At 54.5% G+C, this 15,362-nt stretch carries 16 protein-coding genes and 1 pseudogene; 11 read left to right on the forward strand and 6 right to left on the reverse strand.

Annotated elements, in window-relative coordinates:
* Positions 1-464 (reverse strand): annotated as a pseudogene (locus ACPGUT_RS12455) (ammonium transporter); the annotation flags it as partial.
* Positions 465-720: 256 nt separating this feature from the next.
* On the opposite strand from ACPGUT_RS12455, the gene ACPGUT_RS12460 reads away from it, so the two are divergent.
* Complete coding sequence (locus ACPGUT_RS12460; protein ID WP_423991851.1) at positions 721-2,967, forward strand: transglycosylase domain-containing protein; 2,247 nt, start codon at positions 721-723, stop codon at positions 2,965-2,967.
* Positions 2,968-3,014: 47 nt separating this feature from the next.
* Here ACPGUT_RS12460 and ACPGUT_RS12465 read toward each other — a convergent pair whose 3' ends face one another.
* Genes ACPGUT_RS12465 through ACPGUT_RS12475 form a run of 3 tightly spaced genes read right to left on the reverse strand, consistent with a single transcriptional unit; the run spans position 3,015 to position 4,866 of the window.
* Positions 3,015-3,488: a hypothetical protein gene (locus ACPGUT_RS12465; protein ID WP_423991853.1), complete on the reverse strand. Its 474-nt coding sequence runs from the start codon at positions 3,486-3,488 to the stop codon at positions 3,015-3,017.
* Positions 3,489-3,491: 3 nt separating this feature from the next.
* Positions 3,492-4,103, reverse strand: coding sequence for an MlaC/ttg2D family ABC transporter substrate-binding protein (locus ACPGUT_RS12470; protein ID WP_423991855.1), 612 nt, complete (start codon positions 4,101-4,103; stop codon positions 3,492-3,494).
* Positions 4,096-4,866, reverse strand: a complete 771-nt coding sequence (locus ACPGUT_RS12475) for an MlaA family lipoprotein (protein WP_423991857.1) — start codon at positions 4,864-4,866, stop codon at positions 4,096-4,098. Before ACPGUT_RS12475 ends, ACPGUT_RS12470 begins: the two co-directional genes overlap by 8 nt.
* Before the next feature lie 217 nt (positions 4,867-5,083).
* On the opposite strand from ACPGUT_RS12475, the gene ACPGUT_RS12480 reads away from it, so the two are divergent.
* The 7 genes from ACPGUT_RS12480 (at position 5,084) to ACPGUT_RS12510 (ending at position 11,374) form a co-directional block, all read left to right on the forward strand.
* Complete coding sequence (locus tag ACPGUT_RS12480) at positions 5,084-6,835, forward strand: type I secretion system permease/ATPase (RefSeq protein ID WP_423991859.1); 1,752 nt, start codon at positions 5,084-5,086, stop codon at positions 6,833-6,835.
* A complete protein-coding gene (locus ACPGUT_RS12485) occupies positions 6,832-8,151 on the forward strand; it encodes an HlyD family type I secretion periplasmic adaptor subunit (RefSeq protein ID WP_423991861.1) in 1,320 nt (439 codons plus the stop codon). The genes ACPGUT_RS12480 and ACPGUT_RS12485 overlap by 4 nt, the downstream gene beginning before the upstream one ends.
* Before the next feature lie 112 nt (positions 8,152-8,263).
* Positions 8,264-8,731, forward strand: a complete 468-nt coding sequence (locus ACPGUT_RS12490) for a RidA family protein (protein WP_423991863.1) — start codon at positions 8,264-8,266, stop codon at positions 8,729-8,731.
* Between the two features lie 5 nt (positions 8,732-8,736).
* Positions 8,737-9,501 carry a glycerophosphodiester phosphodiesterase family protein gene (locus ACPGUT_RS12495; RefSeq protein ID WP_423991865.1) on the forward strand — a complete coding sequence of 255 codons (765 nt, stop codon included), beginning with the start codon at positions 8,737-8,739 and terminating at the stop codon, positions 9,499-9,501.
* Positions 9,488-10,675, forward strand: a complete 1,188-nt coding sequence (locus tag ACPGUT_RS12500; protein WP_423991867.1) for a GNAT family N-acetyltransferase — start codon at positions 9,488-9,490, stop codon at positions 10,673-10,675. The genes ACPGUT_RS12495 and ACPGUT_RS12500 overlap by 14 nt, the downstream gene beginning before the upstream one ends.
* Complete coding sequence (locus ACPGUT_RS12505; protein ID WP_423991869.1) at positions 10,662-10,952, forward strand: 4a-hydroxytetrahydrobiopterin dehydratase; 291 nt, start codon at positions 10,662-10,664, stop codon at positions 10,950-10,952. Before ACPGUT_RS12500 ends, ACPGUT_RS12505 begins: the two co-directional genes overlap by 14 nt.
* A 191-nt stretch (positions 10,953-11,143) precedes the next feature.
* Entirely contained in the window at positions 11,144-11,374 is a 231-nt protein-coding gene (locus tag ACPGUT_RS12510) for a hypothetical protein (protein ID WP_228849894.1), read from the forward strand.
* A gap of 50 nt (positions 11,375-11,424) precedes the next feature.
* On the opposite strand, the gene ACPGUT_RS12515 is transcribed toward ACPGUT_RS12510, so the two are convergent.
* Positions 11,425-12,222, reverse strand: a complete 798-nt coding sequence (locus ACPGUT_RS12515) for a hypothetical protein (RefSeq protein ID WP_423991872.1) — start codon at positions 12,220-12,222, stop codon at positions 11,425-11,427.
* 78 nt (positions 12,223-12,300) lie between these two features.
* Positions 12,301-12,789 carry a peroxiredoxin gene (locus ACPGUT_RS12520; RefSeq protein ID WP_423991874.1) on the reverse strand — a complete coding sequence of 163 codons (489 nt, stop codon included), beginning with the start codon at positions 12,787-12,789 and terminating at the stop codon, positions 12,301-12,303.
* Between the two features lie 99 nt (positions 12,790-12,888).
* Between ACPGUT_RS12520 and ACPGUT_RS12525 the strand changes: the two genes are divergently transcribed.
* The 3 genes from ACPGUT_RS12525 to ACPGUT_RS12535 are packed head-to-tail and all read left to right on the forward strand — an operon-like array spanning position 12,889 to position 15,353.
* Positions 12,889-14,094, forward strand: a complete 1,206-nt coding sequence (locus ACPGUT_RS12525; RefSeq protein ID WP_423991876.1) for an NAD(P)/FAD-dependent oxidoreductase — start codon at positions 12,889-12,891, stop codon at positions 14,092-14,094.
* Complete coding sequence (gene rsmD / locus ACPGUT_RS12530) at positions 14,091-14,672, forward strand: 16S rRNA (guanine(966)-N(2))-methyltransferase RsmD (RefSeq protein WP_423991878.1); 582 nt, start codon at positions 14,091-14,093, stop codon at positions 14,670-14,672. Before ACPGUT_RS12525 ends, rsmD begins: the two co-directional genes overlap by 4 nt.
* 30 nt (positions 14,673-14,702) lie before the next feature.
* Positions 14,703-15,353: an HAD family hydrolase gene (locus ACPGUT_RS12535; protein WP_423991880.1), complete on the forward strand. Its 651-nt coding sequence runs from the start codon at positions 14,703-14,705 to the stop codon at positions 15,351-15,353.
* Positions 15,354-15,362 lie beyond the last annotated feature (9 nt).

The following is a 15,362-nucleotide window of genomic DNA, read 5'->3' on the forward strand; positions in this document are numbered from 1 at the left end:
CGTTCCGCCATCGCACCTGATACGATGGATGCGGTCGTTGCGCAAAACATGAGCTGAAAGAAAAAATCAGAGGCAACAGATGCATAGGCCAGATCGGGCGTCGCCCCTTCAAGGGCAACAGGTTCCAGAACCGCCGGTTTAATCGTTCCAAACACACCTTCAATCAGCCAACCATCACCAGGATACATCACCCCATAGCCAACCGCATAATAGGCAATCGCCGCAATGGAAAACAGCGCGATATTCTTGGTCAGCTGCATCGTCACATTCTTGGAACGCACAAGCCCTGCTTCAAGCATCGCAAACCCTGCCGCCATCCAGAACACCAGCATGCCTGACACCAGAAACATGAAGGTCGTGAAGATAAAGCCTGTATCTGGCGCGGATATCTCCTGGGCCTGCAGGGCCGTTGGACCAGCAATCAAGCATAAGCCGGGCAATAGGGGTTTTGAAATTCGGGGCATGTGTTTTCCTCTGGTCGCGATTGTGCAACTGCAGCATTTCAGGGGAATGCGACGCAAACACAGGATTTTCTGCCATTTCCCTGTGTCTTTTCCCCTGTTTGCACGCGCGCTGTGCAGATATGCCCGGAAACAAGGCGCAACGCGGAAATTGCGTGCAAACGTAAAATTGCCGGTAGGATGAGAGTTTCATGATATAACGTGCACTCTTTGACCGCTGGCGTTAAACTGACAAAAACGCATAAGCGGGCAGAGTATTATGAGCGGTAAAAACACCAGAGGCACCGGAAATTCAACGGGCGGCCGAAAGCGGATCGTGGCAGAACGACGCTATCCTTCGGGTGGTGCGGCCAAACCCGCTGCAAAAAAGCGAACCGTCAAAAAACCTGCCGCGCGCAAGGCCACGCGTCGTAAATCGAATACGCCACGCGGCCCAATCCGGCGTCTTCTCGGGCTGATTATGCTGCCCTTTATCTGGATATTTCGCCTGATCTGGAAAATCACATGGCGCGCATCTCTTGTCGGGGCTCTGATCCTGGCCGCAGCGGTTTTCTATGTTTCATCCACCTTGCCAGATGATTACCGCGTTCTTGTGGATCAACGGGCGCGGGGGTCCGTTACCTTACTGGATCGCGAAGGCCAAGTCTTTGCCTGGCGTGGTGACCAGTTTGGCGGAATGATCACGGCCGGCACCGTTTCAGCACATCTGCACAATGCTGTGGTCGCAACGGAAGACAAACGCTTCTATGGCCACTTTGGTGTGTCGCCGCGCGGTATTGCCTCTGCGATCCGTATCAACCTGCGTTCAGGCCGGGGCGCTTTGTCCGGGAACGGTGGTTCAACCATTACGCAGCAGACAGCAAAACTGTTATGTCTGGGTGTGCCCTATGATCCCAGCGCTTGGGAAAGCGAACGCGCCTACGAAGCAGACTGCCGCCGCGGATCCCTGTGGCGCAAAGCCAAAGAGGCCATTTACGCCCTCGCGCTTGAGGTCAGCTATTCCAAGGAAGAAGTGCTGACAATTTACATGAACCGGGCGTTTCTGGGCGCAGGTGCACGCGGTTTCGAAGCCGCGTCTCAGCGATATTTCGGAAAATCTGCAAATGAGGTTAATCCAGCAGAAGCCGCGATGCTTGCCGGGCTATTGAAAGCGCCCTCACGTTATGCTCCAACAAACAATCTTCAACGGGCGCGTGATCGGGGGGAAACCGTTCTAAAGCTGATGAATGATCAGGGCTATCTAACAGATACCCAACACGCCCAGGCAATCGAAAACCCCGCAACCCTGTCCCGGGCCGCCGCAGCCGAAGCGGGTGGATATTTTGCAGATTGGGTTATGCGATCCGGCCCTGAAATTTTCACGCGCAACACCACAGAAGATGTGATCATCCGTACAAGTTTCGATCAGGACATCCAAAGCGCCACAGAAGAAGCCATGCAACTGGTGTTTCAGGAACGTGTCAGCGCCGGATCAACCGCACAGGCCGCGATTGTGGTGATGAGTGCAGACGGCGCAGTGCGTGCCATGGTGGGGGGGCGTGATGTGCGCGCCAGCGGCGCATTTAACCGTGCCGTTCAGGCCCAGCGCCAGACGGGTTCTGCGTTTAAACCTTTTGTCTACGGTGCCGCGATGGAACTGGGCTATACGCCAAATGATTACGTCGTTGATGCTGAACTATGTCTCGATATTCCGGGGTCGTCCCGCTATTGCCCACGCAACTATACCAACCAATTTTACGGGAATGTCACCCTGACAGAAGCCCTGGCAAAATCTCTGAACACCGCCGCCGTGCGTATATCTGAGGCTATGGGGCGTGAAAATGTGCGCAAAATTGCCAATGATTTCGGCCTTGAAAGCGACCTGGCCCTTGGTCCGGCGCTCGCGCTTGGGGCCTCTGAAAGCACATTGCTTGAAATGACCGGCGCCTATGCGGGTATTCTGAATGGTGGATCTGCCGTGACACCTTACGGCCTTGTTGAACTGTCCCTTCAGGGGGAAAGCGAACCGGTGATCACCCAGGAAGGCGGCATTGGTGAACGTGTGATTTCGCGCCGTGCAGCACAGGATCTAACCTGGATGATGAGCCGCGTTGTCGCCGAAGGCACCGGTGCACGCGCCCAGCTGCCTGGCTGGCAAGTGGCGGGTAAAACCGGCACGACACAGGGTGCAAAGGATGCCTGGTTCATTGGTTTTACCGCAGATTATGTTGTTGGTGTCTGGATGGGCAACGATGACAATAAACCTTTGCGCGGCGTCACCGGCGGCGGCCTGCCCGCCACAATCTGGCAGGAAGTCATGGCACGGATCACCGCAAATATGACACCGCGCCCCTTACCGATGACAAATCCCGGGCCCGCACAACCGCTGATCAGCCAGGAAGAACTGCAACGTCAGGCCGCAGAAGAAGCCCGTCGTCAACAACGCGCACAACGCCAGCAACAAAGGCGTGATCGCACCGATGGGGTGATCAACAATCTTTTGAACGGGTTGTTTGGCGGAAACTGAAGCACATTAAAAAGCCCGCTGAAAAGCGGGCTTTTTAATTTAACATATCAATTGTCTGGGTCAGCGGGTGGGGTCTCAGCTACGTCAGCTTCTGTTTCCCCAGATGCAGGCAGATCTTCCGGCTGATCTCCGATCAAAGCTTCGACCATATCTTCGGCCGTACAGCGATCGAACTGAAACGCATATCCATCCCAAATCATATAAAGCCCCTCATCAGGGCCCCGCATGACCATTGTCCGGGCTTCCCAAGGTTGCGGCGGCTGGCCGTCTTCCCCCAGGTATCCTTCACAATACATATCATAAAGCGTCGCATGCATATTGCGCACTTCAATCGGCTGGCGCATCTGACAAACCGCTTCATTGCCATAAAATGTATTGTCCTGGATGCGGATCGCCGCACCTTCCACACCAACACGCGTGCAATCTGCATCTTCGCCCTGACGATACGTGCCATCCCAAGGCCCAGCGATAGCCGCGACAGGAAGCAGTGTCAGAAACAAAAAAACGCGCGCAGTCTTCATGGATTAACCAGCCGTACGCAGATCAGAAATCAGACGATCCAGATCGCCACCGCGGCTGTCCAGCATTGCGCCAATTTCTTCGCGTTCCACACGGGTCAGGCTGATGCCTTCGATCAGCATGTCAAAGAACAGGTTCCGACCGCCCGCTTCCTTAACAAGGAAATCCACGCGGAACGGCGCACTGCCCTGAAGCTGCGCATTTGTACGCACCTCAATCCAGCTTTTGACAGCGCGGGCATCCTGAACATCAACGCGTCCACCGATAAATTCGCGGAACCGACGGCCATATTTACGGGCGATATAGCCTTCAAACGCCTGCACAAATGCGCGTTTCTGTGAATTAGAGGCCCGGCGCGCATCAGCCCCCAGACAACGGAATGCAATCACAGTCGTGTTCGCATATTGACCGAACAGACGTTCAAAACGCGACAGCATGCGGCTTTCAGACTGACCCGAATTGATGATCGCATTGATATCATTCACGACATCTTCAACCAAAGCAGAGGCCTGGCGTGCAGATTGCGCAAAAGACGCAGTTGGCATCAAAGCCAGGGCCGATGTTGCGGCCAACAGGCCAGCGGAAAAACCGCGACGGGAAAATTCAGAACTATTCACCATAAAGCTCCTCAAACAGGGCATCAATTTCATCAGTTTCTTCTTCTGTCACTTCCAGCCCCAGCTGATACCGGCGGTTCTGCAGGTAAAGATTGCGGGATTGGGCGTAACTGTCTTCGCTTTCATACAGCAAAGCATCGATAGTCGAAGCGTATTCGTAGCGGTCGCCAATTCTGGCAAAAAGCTGCGCGGACGGGCTCAGCAGGTTTTCAGGTGAATCAAGCGCATAGCCTAGAGGATTGGTGAACAGGTCAACGGCACGACCAACGGTGTGGCGTTCAGTGGACGGGCCAACAAATGGCAGTTCAACATAACGGCCTTCACCAAAGCCCCATTTATAAAGGGTTTCGCCAAAGTCGGTTTGTTCTTCTTCCAGGCCAAAATCATTGCCCGCCGGATCACCGATACCACCGAACCCAAGGGTCGAGTTGATCAGAAAACGGAAAGAATTACGCGCAGCGCCTTCAAGATCAAGCTGCAGCAGGTTGTTCACCACACGGCCCGGCAGCGCAAAGTTCGATGCAACACGGCCAATGCCTTTACGGGTGCCACGGGACAACCCCTTGCCATAAGCGTTTGAAGCAGGCTGATACAGGTTACGGTCAACCGCCAGATTGAATTCATGCGTGCGGCGATTGACATCTTCATGCGGGTCACGATGGCCAACGCCATCCCCCTGCTGACTGCAGGCAGACAAGATACCAGCCGTGCCCAGCACTGCCACAAATGTCACAAAACGTTTTGTTATTCCGATACCACTCACTGATCTGTCCTTAAGGCTGAAACCGCAGTACTGCGGATTGAAGTATAACACATGTGATTGCCAAGACGCCGATAAACAAGTATTTCACGAAAATGTCGATAGCCAGGCACAGAAGTGCTTATGCTTTTGTGACAAGAAGGCGACATTTATTAAGAGTAATTTCGGCACTGTGTGCCAGTGTGGTTAACAATTTAGGTCCAGAGGCAATCTCACCCCCATGACAGATGTTAAGAACAGATTAACTGCGCAGGGCTCAGCAGAGCTTCGCCAGACGTTGGGGCGCAGTCGGGGCATACTGGCATTTGTCAGTATACTCAGCGTTTTTGTAAACCTGCTGATGCTAACGGGCCCACTGTTTATGTTGCAGATTTATGGCAACGTTCTGACCAGCCGCTCAGAAGCGACGTTATTTGCCCTAACTGCCCTTGTCGCCTTTCTTTACGGCATCATGAGCATTCTTGATTTCACCCGCGGACGCCTTCTAAGCCGCGTTGGCGCACGATTTCAGTCCGCCCTAGATCAACGGGTTTTCCAGGCCACGCTTGAAGCAAACATGCGCCCGGCATCTGCCTTGCTGCCCGAACGTGCCAGGGGCGTGCAAGATCTGGAATCGGTCCAGCGCCTGCTGTCTTCCCCTATTTTATCCGCCTGTTTTGACATTCCCTTCACCCCGGTCTTTCTTGCCGGTCTCTGGTTCTTCCACCCTTACCTGGGCACACTTGCGATGCTTGGTGGTGGCTTTCTGATCGTGCTGACATTGATCAGCACCCGTGTCTCCCGCCGCCCCGTTCTCGAAGCCCAAAGCGCAGGCGTCGGTGCGAATCGCATGGCCGAACGCCTGCAGAATGATCCAGAAATGGTTCAAAGCCTTGGCATGCAAGGAACAGCGTTTGTACGTTGGAAACTTCTGCGCCGGGACGCCCTGAACAAGACCCTCGGATCTGGCGATGTGGTGGCACGATTTTCCTCCTCTACAAAATCGCTGCGCCTGTTCCTTCAGTCTGCCATGCTGGCGATGGGGGCCTGGCTTGTGTTGCGTGGCGAACTTTCCCCCGGGGCAATGATTGCCGGTTCCATCCTGATGGGCCGTGCCCTGGCCCCTATTGAACAGGCCATTGGCAATTGGGCGGTGGTCCAACAGGGGCGCAAAGGCTGGGACAGTCTTGCGATCCTCTTGTCACAAATCCCGGCTGAAACACCAAAAACCGCCCTGCCAAAGCCCCAGGCGAAACTGCAGGTCAAACAATTAACCGTGGTCCCACCGGGCGAAACCCAGGCGGCACTGAAACAGGTCAGCTTTGAAATGAAACCCGGGCAGGCCCTGGGTGTCATCGGGCCCAGTGGATCCGGCAAATCTTCATTGGCCCGGACATTGTCAGGTGTGTGGAAGCCCGCAGGGGGCCACCTGCGCCTGGACGGGGCCACGCTGGATCAATATGGCACTGACGCGCTGGGACGGCACATTGGCTATCTTCCGCAACGCGTTGAACTGTTTGATGGCACGATCTCTGAAAACATCGCAGGCCTTTCACAAAATCCGGATCCAGAAGCCGTGGTTGCCGCAGCACAAAAAGCCGCGGCGCATCAGGTTATCCTGAACCTCCCCAATGGCTATGACACAAAGATCAGCACCATCGCCGGGCGATTGTCCGGCGGGCAGGTCCAGCGCATTGGTCTGGCACGCGCCCTATTTGGCGATCCCGTTCTGGTGATCCTAGATGAACCCAATTCAAACCTGGACAACGAAGGATCGCAGGCGGTGAACCGCGCGATCAAAACACTGAAATCCGAAGGTCGGGCAGTGATGATTATGGCCCACAGACCTGCTGCAATTCAGGAATGCGACACACTTCTGATGATGGAAAACGGGCAGGCTCGTGCCTTTGGCCCCAAAGACGAAGTCCTGAAATCCGTCGTCCAGAACCATAAATCGGTGACACAAAACACCGGCCAGGGAGGCGTGTCATGATCGCACAGAAAGACCACCCCGAAGAAACCGATTTTCCCGTCCGTGGCAAACTGATCACCGGAATGATCGCATTGATAATTCTGTTGGGCGGCGGCGGCTGGTGGGCTTTTACCACCCAAATTTCCGGCGCTGTCGTAAGCCAGGGCCAAATCCGAGTGGAACAACAGCGCCAGGTCGTGCAACACCCCGATGGTGGTGTGGTTGAAGAAGTTCTGGTCGAAGACGGGCAATTTGTGTCCGAAGGCACTTTGCTGATCCGGCTTGATCCCGCGCTTTTACAGGCGGAATATGACGGACTATCCGAACAACGCCACGAACTTTTGGCCCGCAAATCCCGCCTTGAGGCCGAACGTGACGAAAGCGAAGTCGTTACTTTTCCCGCGGAACTGACTGATATTGCAAAAGAAAACCCGCGGGTTCAGGCGTTATTACGTGGTCAAAACAATTTATTCACCACCCGTCGGACCACCCTTGAAAGCAACCTGCAACAATTGGAAAACCGCAAGGGTCAGGTCGAAATTCAGCTGGAAGGCATTGCGTCGCAACAGGATTCGATCACACGACAGACTGAATTGCTACGGCAGGAACTGGCGACTCAGCAAAGCCTTCTGGAACGCGGTCTTGCCCAGGCGGCCAATGTTTTGGCCCTGCAACGGGAAGAAGCCCGACTTTTGGGGCAAAGCGGCGAATTAAGTGCGACTGCGGCGCGCGCGCAGGAACAGATTTCCGAACTTGAAATTGAAAGCCTGCGCACGGTCAACCAACGCCGCGAAGATGCGCTGGATCAGGTCGGCACCCTTCGGTTTGAACTCGTTGATCTGGATACCCGCATCAGCAATCTTCGCGAACGGCTTGTGCGCCTCGATGTGCACGCACCAGTATCCGGCATCGTCTATGGGCTGCAGATTTTCGCGCCACGTGCTGTGATCAGCCCTGCAGACGAAGTTATGGCCCTTGTCCCACAGGACACGCCATTGGTGCTTGAGGTCAACATCGACCCGATCCACATTGATCAAGTGTATCTTGGTCAGGATGCGACCCTTCGTTTCTCTGCTTTCAGTGCCGATACGCCCGAATTGTTTGGGACCGTTGCAAAAATCTCGGCGGATGCGTTCAGTGATCAGAATACAGGCGCCAGCTATTACCGTGCTGAAATCGCGCTGAATGATGGCGAAGCCGCCCGTCTGCCCGGCGATCTAACCCTTCTGCCCGGCATGCCGGTTGAAGCCTATATCCGAACCAGTGACCGCACCCCAATCGCCTATTTGGTGAAACCGCTGTCAGATTACTTTAACCGCGCCTTCCGCGAAGACTGATCCTCACAACAAGGTGTCGCGATTTCCTGTATGGCGTCGCGATACCCTCTTTATTTTCCGTCCGATCCGGTCCAGTGTCGCGCCAGACAAACGCATAACTGACAGGTGTATCATGACCAATCCGATCGAAGCCCGCCTTGCTGAAATGGGCATCACCCTGGCCGCTGGCCCGGCCCCTGCTGCAAACTACGTGCCATTCGTGCAAGTTGGTGACATGCTGTATGTGTCTGGCCAAATTTCCCAGAATGCAGATGGGTCTTTCTTGACCGGTAAACTGGGCGAAAACATGGATGCAGAAGCAGGCGCAGCCGCAGCACAAAGCTGTGCAAAAAGCCTGCTGTCCCAGGTCAAAGCAGCGCTGGATGGTGATCTGACACGCCTTGTAAAAGTTGTAAAACTGACCGGCTTCGTGAATTCGACCGCTGATTTTGGCGACCAGCCAAAGGTCATCAACGGCGCATCTGATTTCTTTGTCGAAGTCCTGGGTGACATGGGCCGCCATTCCCGTTCCGCCGTTTCCGCTGCTTCACTGCCGTTTGGCGTAGCCGTGGAAATCGAAGGCATCTTCCAGGTTAAGTAATTGAAATGGAACGTCCAGCTCTCTCAGAAGCGTTCTTCAACGCCCCCATCACCCACCGCGGCTTTCACAATCTCGCGGCGGGTATTCCTGAAAATTCACTTGCGGCGTTTCAGGCCGCGATGGATGCGGGCTACGGGATTGAGCTGGACGTTCAGGCCACCAAAGACGCCGATGCGATGGTATTTCATGACTATGACATGAAACGCCTGACCGGCGCTTCCGGCCCAATTCAGATGTGTGACCTGGAACAGGCCAAGGCCAGAACACTTCTGGGCAACGATGAACCCATACCAACATTCGCTGAGGTTCTGGAATTTGTGGCCGGGCGCGTACCTTTGCTGGTTGAAATCAAGGATCAACACGGCGCGATGGGCCCAGTGGATGGTCGCCTTGAACGCGCTGTCGCAGAGGTCCTAAAAGGCTACGTCGGGCCGGTTGCCCTGATGTCATTTAACCCACATTCCGTTGCCGTTCTGGCCGATGCAGCACCTGGCATTCCACGTGGGATCACCACAGAAAACTGGTTGGGTGAGGATGAACAATTGATCCCCGCGAAACGCCGGGCAGAGCTTGTGAAAATCGCTGATTATGATCGAGTGGGGGCCTGTTTCATCTCGCATCAAGCCTCCGATCTGGATCGCCCCCGCGTGGCAGACCTCAAAGCTGCAGGCGCACGTATCCTATGCTGGACAATTCGTTCCGCAGCACAGGAAGCCAAGGCACGAGAGGTTGCCGAAAACGTAACCTTTGAAGGCTATGTCCCGGGATAAAATCGAAATCACTATGGAACAAAGTCTTGCAGATATTGATCCGCAGGACTGGGATGCATGTGCCAACCCGAACGCACAACAGCCCCCGACCGATCCATTTGTAACCTATCGTTTTCTACGGGCGCTTGAAATCTCAGGGTCCGTTGGCGAAGGCACAGGCTGGCATCCGCATTACCTGCTGGCGCGGGCAAATGGCGTGCTTATTGCGGTTGCGCCGATGTATTTAAAAACCCACAGCCAGGGTGAATATATCTTCGATTTCAACTGGGCGCAGGCCTATGAACAGGCGGGCGGCGCCTATTATCCCAAGCTGCAAATAGCTGTGCCTTTCACCCCGGCCACGGGGCAAAGGTTCCTGTGTAAACAAGGGTATGAGACACAGGGACAAGCCGCATTGACCGAAGCGATGATACAAATCGCAAGCGACAATCACCTGTCATCCGCCCATGTAACGTTCTGCACGGAAACAGAGGCAATTACCGGCGCCGCGATGGGCCTGATGCACCGCAAATCGACGCAGTTTCACTGGGTTAACGACGGATATTCAGATTTTGACAGCTTCTTGAATGCACTGTCCTCCCGCAAGCGCAAAAACATCCGCAAAGAACGCGGTCAGGCGCAGGGATTTGGGGGCGATATTCATATGTTCACCGGCGATCAGATCACGCCGGAACATTGGGATGCTTTCTGGAATTTCTATCAAGATACCGGCGCGCGCAAATGGGGCACGCCTTACCTGACGCGTAAATTCTTCGATGAAATTCATAACCATATGCGCGATGATGTGGTTCTGGTTCTGGCTGAACGGGATGGAAAATACATCGCAGGTGCCCTGAATTTTATTGGCGCAGATGTGTTATTCGGGCGCTATTGGGGCTGTGTCGAAGATCACCCTGCCCTGCATTTCGAACTGTGCTATTATCAAGCCATCGATTTTGCGATTGCCAAAGGATTGCAACGGGTCGAAGCCGGGGCACAGGGCGAACACAAGCTTGCGCGGGGCTATCTGCCGGTGGAATGCCATTCACTACACTGGATTGGCGATGCGGGATTTTCTGAGGCCGTTCAAAGGTTTATCCATGCCGAGGCCAAAGCAATCGGGCAAGACATCGAGGTGCTCAGCAGCTATGGGCCGTTTAAGATTATGGAAGGGGAAAGCAATGAAACTGAATGAAGAAGAACGGGCACAGGATCTAAATCCACTGTTGCAAACCGGCTGGACACATGATGCGGATCGTGACGCAATTTCAAAGGTTTATGAGTTCAAAAACTTCATCGATGCCTTTGGTTTCATGACCCGCACGGCGATCTGGGCCGAAAAATACAAACACCACCCAGAATGGTCAAACGTCTGGAACAAAGTGGATGTCACCCTGACGACCCATGACCATGACGGGCTGACGGAACTGGATATAAAGATGGCCCGGAAAATGGACGCGCTGGCAGGGTAAGGTTTAGAAACGACACAGCCCCAAACCGCCTGGGTTTAAGTTGCTAAGCAGCTAAACCAAAGATTTCCGGCATGGGGAGATGCGCACAGCAATTCCCCCCAGCCCGACCGGGATTGTGGCTTTCCTTCCCATGCATTTGCTGTCAGATTCCGTGCGAGAAATACTAACTTTCGTAAATATGGAGTAACGATATGGGTCTTGGTGATCTGATTGGCGCGGCAGTAAATGCCTTTGGTGGCACAGATGAAATTGTGTCAAAAATTGCAGACAGCGGCATCGACATGTCCGCATTGGCAGACCTCGACATCGCAGAAGTGCCCGCGATGCTGTCCGAATACGGCATCGACATGTCCCTGCTGGAGAACCTCGGGATCTCCACCGAAGATGTGATCGAAAAGGTCAAAGAACATCTTCTGGGATGATCTGAAAAAGAAAAGGCACCCGATTGGATGCCTTTTTTGTTTTTTGAAGGTCACGTGTCCAGGGTCCCAGAAGGATCATCTGGCTTTCGCAGCCATTGAGCGAACCCAAGCCAATTACTGAGAAAGAAAATTGCTATAGCGATCACAGACAAAAACAGCGCTGGAACAACCTCATTCTGAAGAGTAAACTCACTAGGCCACCCAGCCTCGACTGTTCTGGCAGCACCTCGCAAGCCATTCGGGCCATACGCATCTACAATCTGCAGGACCTGAGTGTTGTTGCTTGATGAAGGATTCAGCACCTCTGAAATACTTGCGATCAGAGATGCACCGATTGTGCCCATACGTCTTGGATCGACGCGCCGAACATCAACCTGAACCGTAGAAAATGAGCACTGATCGATGTTGACAGGTGTTGCCCGATCAATCGTCTGCTGCAAGGTCCACCACCTGTCACCCTGAATCCATCCAACATGCTCAAAGGAGCAATCATCACGAAGATCATAAATAGCTGTCAATACACCAGGGATTTCTGGTTGGTTCAAAAAATCATCAGTTGTGTTCAAGTTCACCATGAGTGAAACAGTGACCCCGATTGGAAGATCCGATGGAATTTCGTTTCGCACGCTAAGTTCTGTTCTCCCACCGACAACACTGAGAGCATGTGTGAACTTTTGATAGTCCATCATCAGAATTGCACCAACCACCAAAAAAGGTACTGCAACAAACAAAGGCCAATAGCGTTTAGAGAAAAGTGCAGATGCCGCTATGGCCAAGCCGATAATTTTGAGCAGGAAGAACCCTACCCCCAGCAAAGCGAGGGCCGCGAATATTTTTGAAGAATTCATTTTTTACCTTTTGAGCATTTGATTTGCATACATCTAAAAGAAGGGAGCCCGATATCAATGCTTAATTTGTTCACTATCTCAAACCATCGCCAGCACAGCCGCGCCGCCGGACACATCACAAACGCCGGGATTTTCCTCGACATTCAGGGCGGTGACTTTGCCATCTTCCACGACCATCGCATAACGCAAAGACCGGCCGACAAGGCCAAAATCAGGGGCGTCGAAATCAAGCCCAACTGATTTGGTAAAGCTCGACAGCGGATCACCCAGCAGTTTCAGACCGGCAGCTTCCGCACCCGTATCTTTCGCCCAGGCCTTCATCACAAAGGCATCATTGACGGACACACAGATAATATCATCCACGCCCTTTGCCCGCAGAGCCTCGGCGTGCTGGATGAAGCCGGGAACATGTTCGCTGCTACACGTACCGGTATAGGCGCCAGGCAGACCAAAGATCACCACTTTGCGCCCGGCAGCCAGATCAGACAGCGCGATTTTCTCAGGGCCAGCATCGCCCATTTGCATCAAATCTGCCACTGGCAGCGCGTCGCCCACTTGAATTGTCATGTCGCTTTTCCTCTGGATCAATTGTGGCAATTGCCATTTCCTGTCATCCAACTATAGGGTCACTTAAGAAATCCGCAAAGCCGGGAATGGGAGAAAGAAATGAGCCATATTATCGTGATCGGTGCCGGACAGGCCGGCAGTTCCCTGACGGCGAAGCTGCGCAAACTGGGATTTGACGGACAGGTGACGCTGATTGGCGAAGAAAGCGCGCCACCCTATCAGCGCCCGCCGCTGTCCAAAGCGTATTTGCTGGGCGAGATGGAACGCGAACGCCTGTTCCTGCGCCCCGAAAGCTTTTATGCCGATCAAAAGATTGATCTGCGTCTTGGCGCGCGTGTTGACGCAATTGATGCGGCTGCAAAAACCGTAACTGTCGGGGGCGAGGTTCTGCAATACGACCAGCTGGCGCTGACCACAGGGTCGGAACCACGCCGTCTGCCCGCAGCGATTGGGGGGGATCTGGACGGGATCTACACCGTGCGTGGTCTGCCTGATGTAGATGCGATGGCACCGGAATTCATGAAGGGCCGCCATGTGTTGATCATTGGCGGTGGTTATATCGGGCTCGAAGCCGCCGCGGTGGCTGCAAAATCGGGGCTGAAGGTCACGCTGGTTGAAATGGCGGATCGCATCCTGCAACGCGTCGCTTCCACTGAAACCTCTGATTTCTTTCGCAAGCTGCACGGTGAACACGGCGTTGATATCCGCGAAGGCGTGGGCCTTGCCCGCCTGACGGGTGAGGGTCGCGTGACGGGCGCGGAACTGTCCGACGGCAGCACCCTGGATGTGGATTTTGTCATCGCCGGGGTTGGGATCACCCCCGCAACGGGGCTTGCGGAATTGGCCGGACTTGATCTGGAAAACGGCATAAAAACCGATGCACAGGGGCGCACATCTGACGCTGCGATCTTTGCGGCGGGGGACTGTGCCTCTTTCCCGCGTGCTGGGGGGCGTATTCGTCTGGAAAGCGTGCCAAACGCAATTGACCAGGCGGAATTGGTTGCCGAAAACATGGTGGGCGCCGAGAAAACCTACGTGCCGCAGATCTGGTTCTGGTCGGATCAATATGATGTGAAACTGCAGATTGCAGGGCTGAACACCGGGTTTGATCAGGTGGTCGTGCGCGATGGCGGGGCCAGCCGGTCGCATTGGTATTACCGCGATGGGCAGCTGATCGCTGTGGATGCAATGAATGATCCCCGTGGATATATGGTCGGGAAACGCCTGATTGATGCGGGTAAAAACGCCGATCCGGCGGTGGTGGCCGATGCCTCTGCAGATTTGAAACCCCTGTTAAAAACATGAGAATCATTGCCGGTGCACATCGCGGTCGGGCCCTGACACCTGTTGGCAAGGGCGACGCCGGCGCGCATCTGCGCCCGACAACCGATCGCGTACGCGAAAGCCTGTTTAACGTGCTGTCCGGCGGGCGGTTTGATGTGGATATTGAAGGCGCACAGGTGCTGGATATCTTCGCAGGCACCGGCGCATTGGGGTTCGAAGCGCTGTCACGTGGCGCGGCTCATGTCACCTTTGTAGAAAATGGCCGCAAGGGACAGCAGCTTATTCAGGACAATGCCAAACTGTTGAAAGCCGAAGGCGAGATAACCCTGATACGTGCTGATGCGACGCGTTTACCGACCTGCCCCGATGCCCCCGCCGATTTGATATTTCTCGATCCCCCTTACGGCAAAGAGTTGGGTGAAAAAGCAATTGCCGCGGCCCTAAACCAAGGGTGGATCGCGGAAGGTGCCCTGATTGTCTGGGAAGAAAACGCCGAGATTATCCCACCTGACGGGCTGGAATTTCTGGATCAGCGCAAATACGGCGACAGCCGGATCAATTTTCTGGAAAACCAAAACCTGGGAAAACCGGAACTCTAACTCATCCCCCCCTTCAGCGGAGCTGCCAACATGTCTGCCACCTTACCAAAACTGGTCATTTTTGATTGCGACGGCGTTCTCGTTGACACCGAAGGCCCCGTAAACGAGGTGATCGCAGACAGCCTGACACGCTACGGGCTGCCCGTATCCGCCCATGAATGTCAGGAATTGTTTGTTGGCGGAACGATTTTCGGCGTGCATGATGAAGCCAAAAGACGGGGCGCTGATCTGCCCGACAATTGGGTGGATGAAACACTTTTGGCCATTTTCGCCCGCATCGAATCCGGCGTCGAAGTGATCGACGGCATCCTTGAATTGCTGGATCGCCTGGATGATCTGGGGATCGCCACAGCCATTGCCTCAAACGGACCAATGGGGAAAATGGAACGCTCCCTGGGCCCATCTGGATTATGGCAGCGTTTTGAAGGCCGGATTTATTCGCGTGAAGGTTTCACGCCCAAACCCGCGCCGGACATGGTGCTTGCGGCGGTGAAGAATGCGGGCGTGGATGTGTCCGAAGCCGTGATGATTGATGACAGCGCAAATGGCTGCATGGCCGCCGTGAACGCGAAGGTACGCGCGATTGGCTATGCCGCCGAGGGGCAGGACGCAAGTTTGCAGGCGGTCGGCGCGGAGGTTGTGACCTCCATCAATGAAATCGCAGGTTTGATAGGGCTGTAGGGGGGGGGG

The sequence above is a fragment of the Halocynthiibacter sp. genome (genome assembly GCF_049608145.1).
Taxonomy (GTDB): Bacteria; Pseudomonadota; Alphaproteobacteria; order Rhodobacterales; family Rhodobacteraceae; genus Halocynthiibacter.

Coding starts and splice junctions, on each gene's coding strand:
- ACPGUT_RS12460 (WP_423991851.1), top strand. CDS start 721: ATGAGCGGTAAAAACACCAGAGGCACCGGAAATTCAACGGGCGGCCGA.
- ACPGUT_RS12465 (WP_423991853.1), bottom strand. CDS start 3,488: ATGAAGACTGCGCGCGTTTTTTTGTTTCTGACACTGCTTCCTGTCGCG.
- ACPGUT_RS12480 (WP_423991859.1), top strand. CDS start 5,084: ATGACAGATGTTAAGAACAGATTAACTGCGCAGGGCTCAGCAGAGCTT.
- ACPGUT_RS12485 (WP_423991861.1), top strand. CDS start 6,832: ATGATCGCACAGAAAGACCACCCCGAAGAAACCGATTTTCCCGTCCGT.
- ACPGUT_RS12490 (WP_423991863.1), top strand. CDS start 8,264: ATGACCAATCCGATCGAAGCCCGCCTTGCTGAAATGGGCATCACCCTG.
- ACPGUT_RS12495 (WP_423991865.1), top strand. CDS start 8,737: ATGGAACGTCCAGCTCTCTCAGAAGCGTTCTTCAACGCCCCCATCACC.
- ACPGUT_RS12500 (WP_423991867.1), top strand. CDS start 9,488: ATGTCCCGGGATAAAATCGAAATCACTATGGAACAAAGTCTTGCAGAT.
- ACPGUT_RS12505 (WP_423991869.1), top strand. CDS start 10,662: ATGAAACTGAATGAAGAAGAACGGGCACAGGATCTAAATCCACTGTTG.
- ACPGUT_RS12510 (WP_228849894.1), top strand. CDS start 11,144: ATGGGTCTTGGTGATCTGATTGGCGCGGCAGTAAATGCCTTTGGTGGC.
- ACPGUT_RS12515 (WP_423991872.1), bottom strand. CDS start 12,222: ATGAATTCTTCAAAAATATTCGCGGCCCTCGCTTTGCTGGGGGTAGGG.
- ACPGUT_RS12520 (WP_423991874.1), bottom strand. CDS start 12,789: ATGACAATTCAAGTGGGCGACGCGCTGCCAGTGGCAGATTTGATGCAA.
- ACPGUT_RS12525 (WP_423991876.1), top strand. CDS start 12,889: ATGAGCCATATTATCGTGATCGGTGCCGGACAGGCCGGCAGTTCCCTG.
- rsmD (WP_423991878.1), top strand. CDS start 14,091: ATGAGAATCATTGCCGGTGCACATCGCGGTCGGGCCCTGACACCTGTT.
- ACPGUT_RS12535 (WP_423991880.1), top strand. CDS start 14,703: ATGTCTGCCACCTTACCAAAACTGGTCATTTTTGATTGCGACGGCGTT.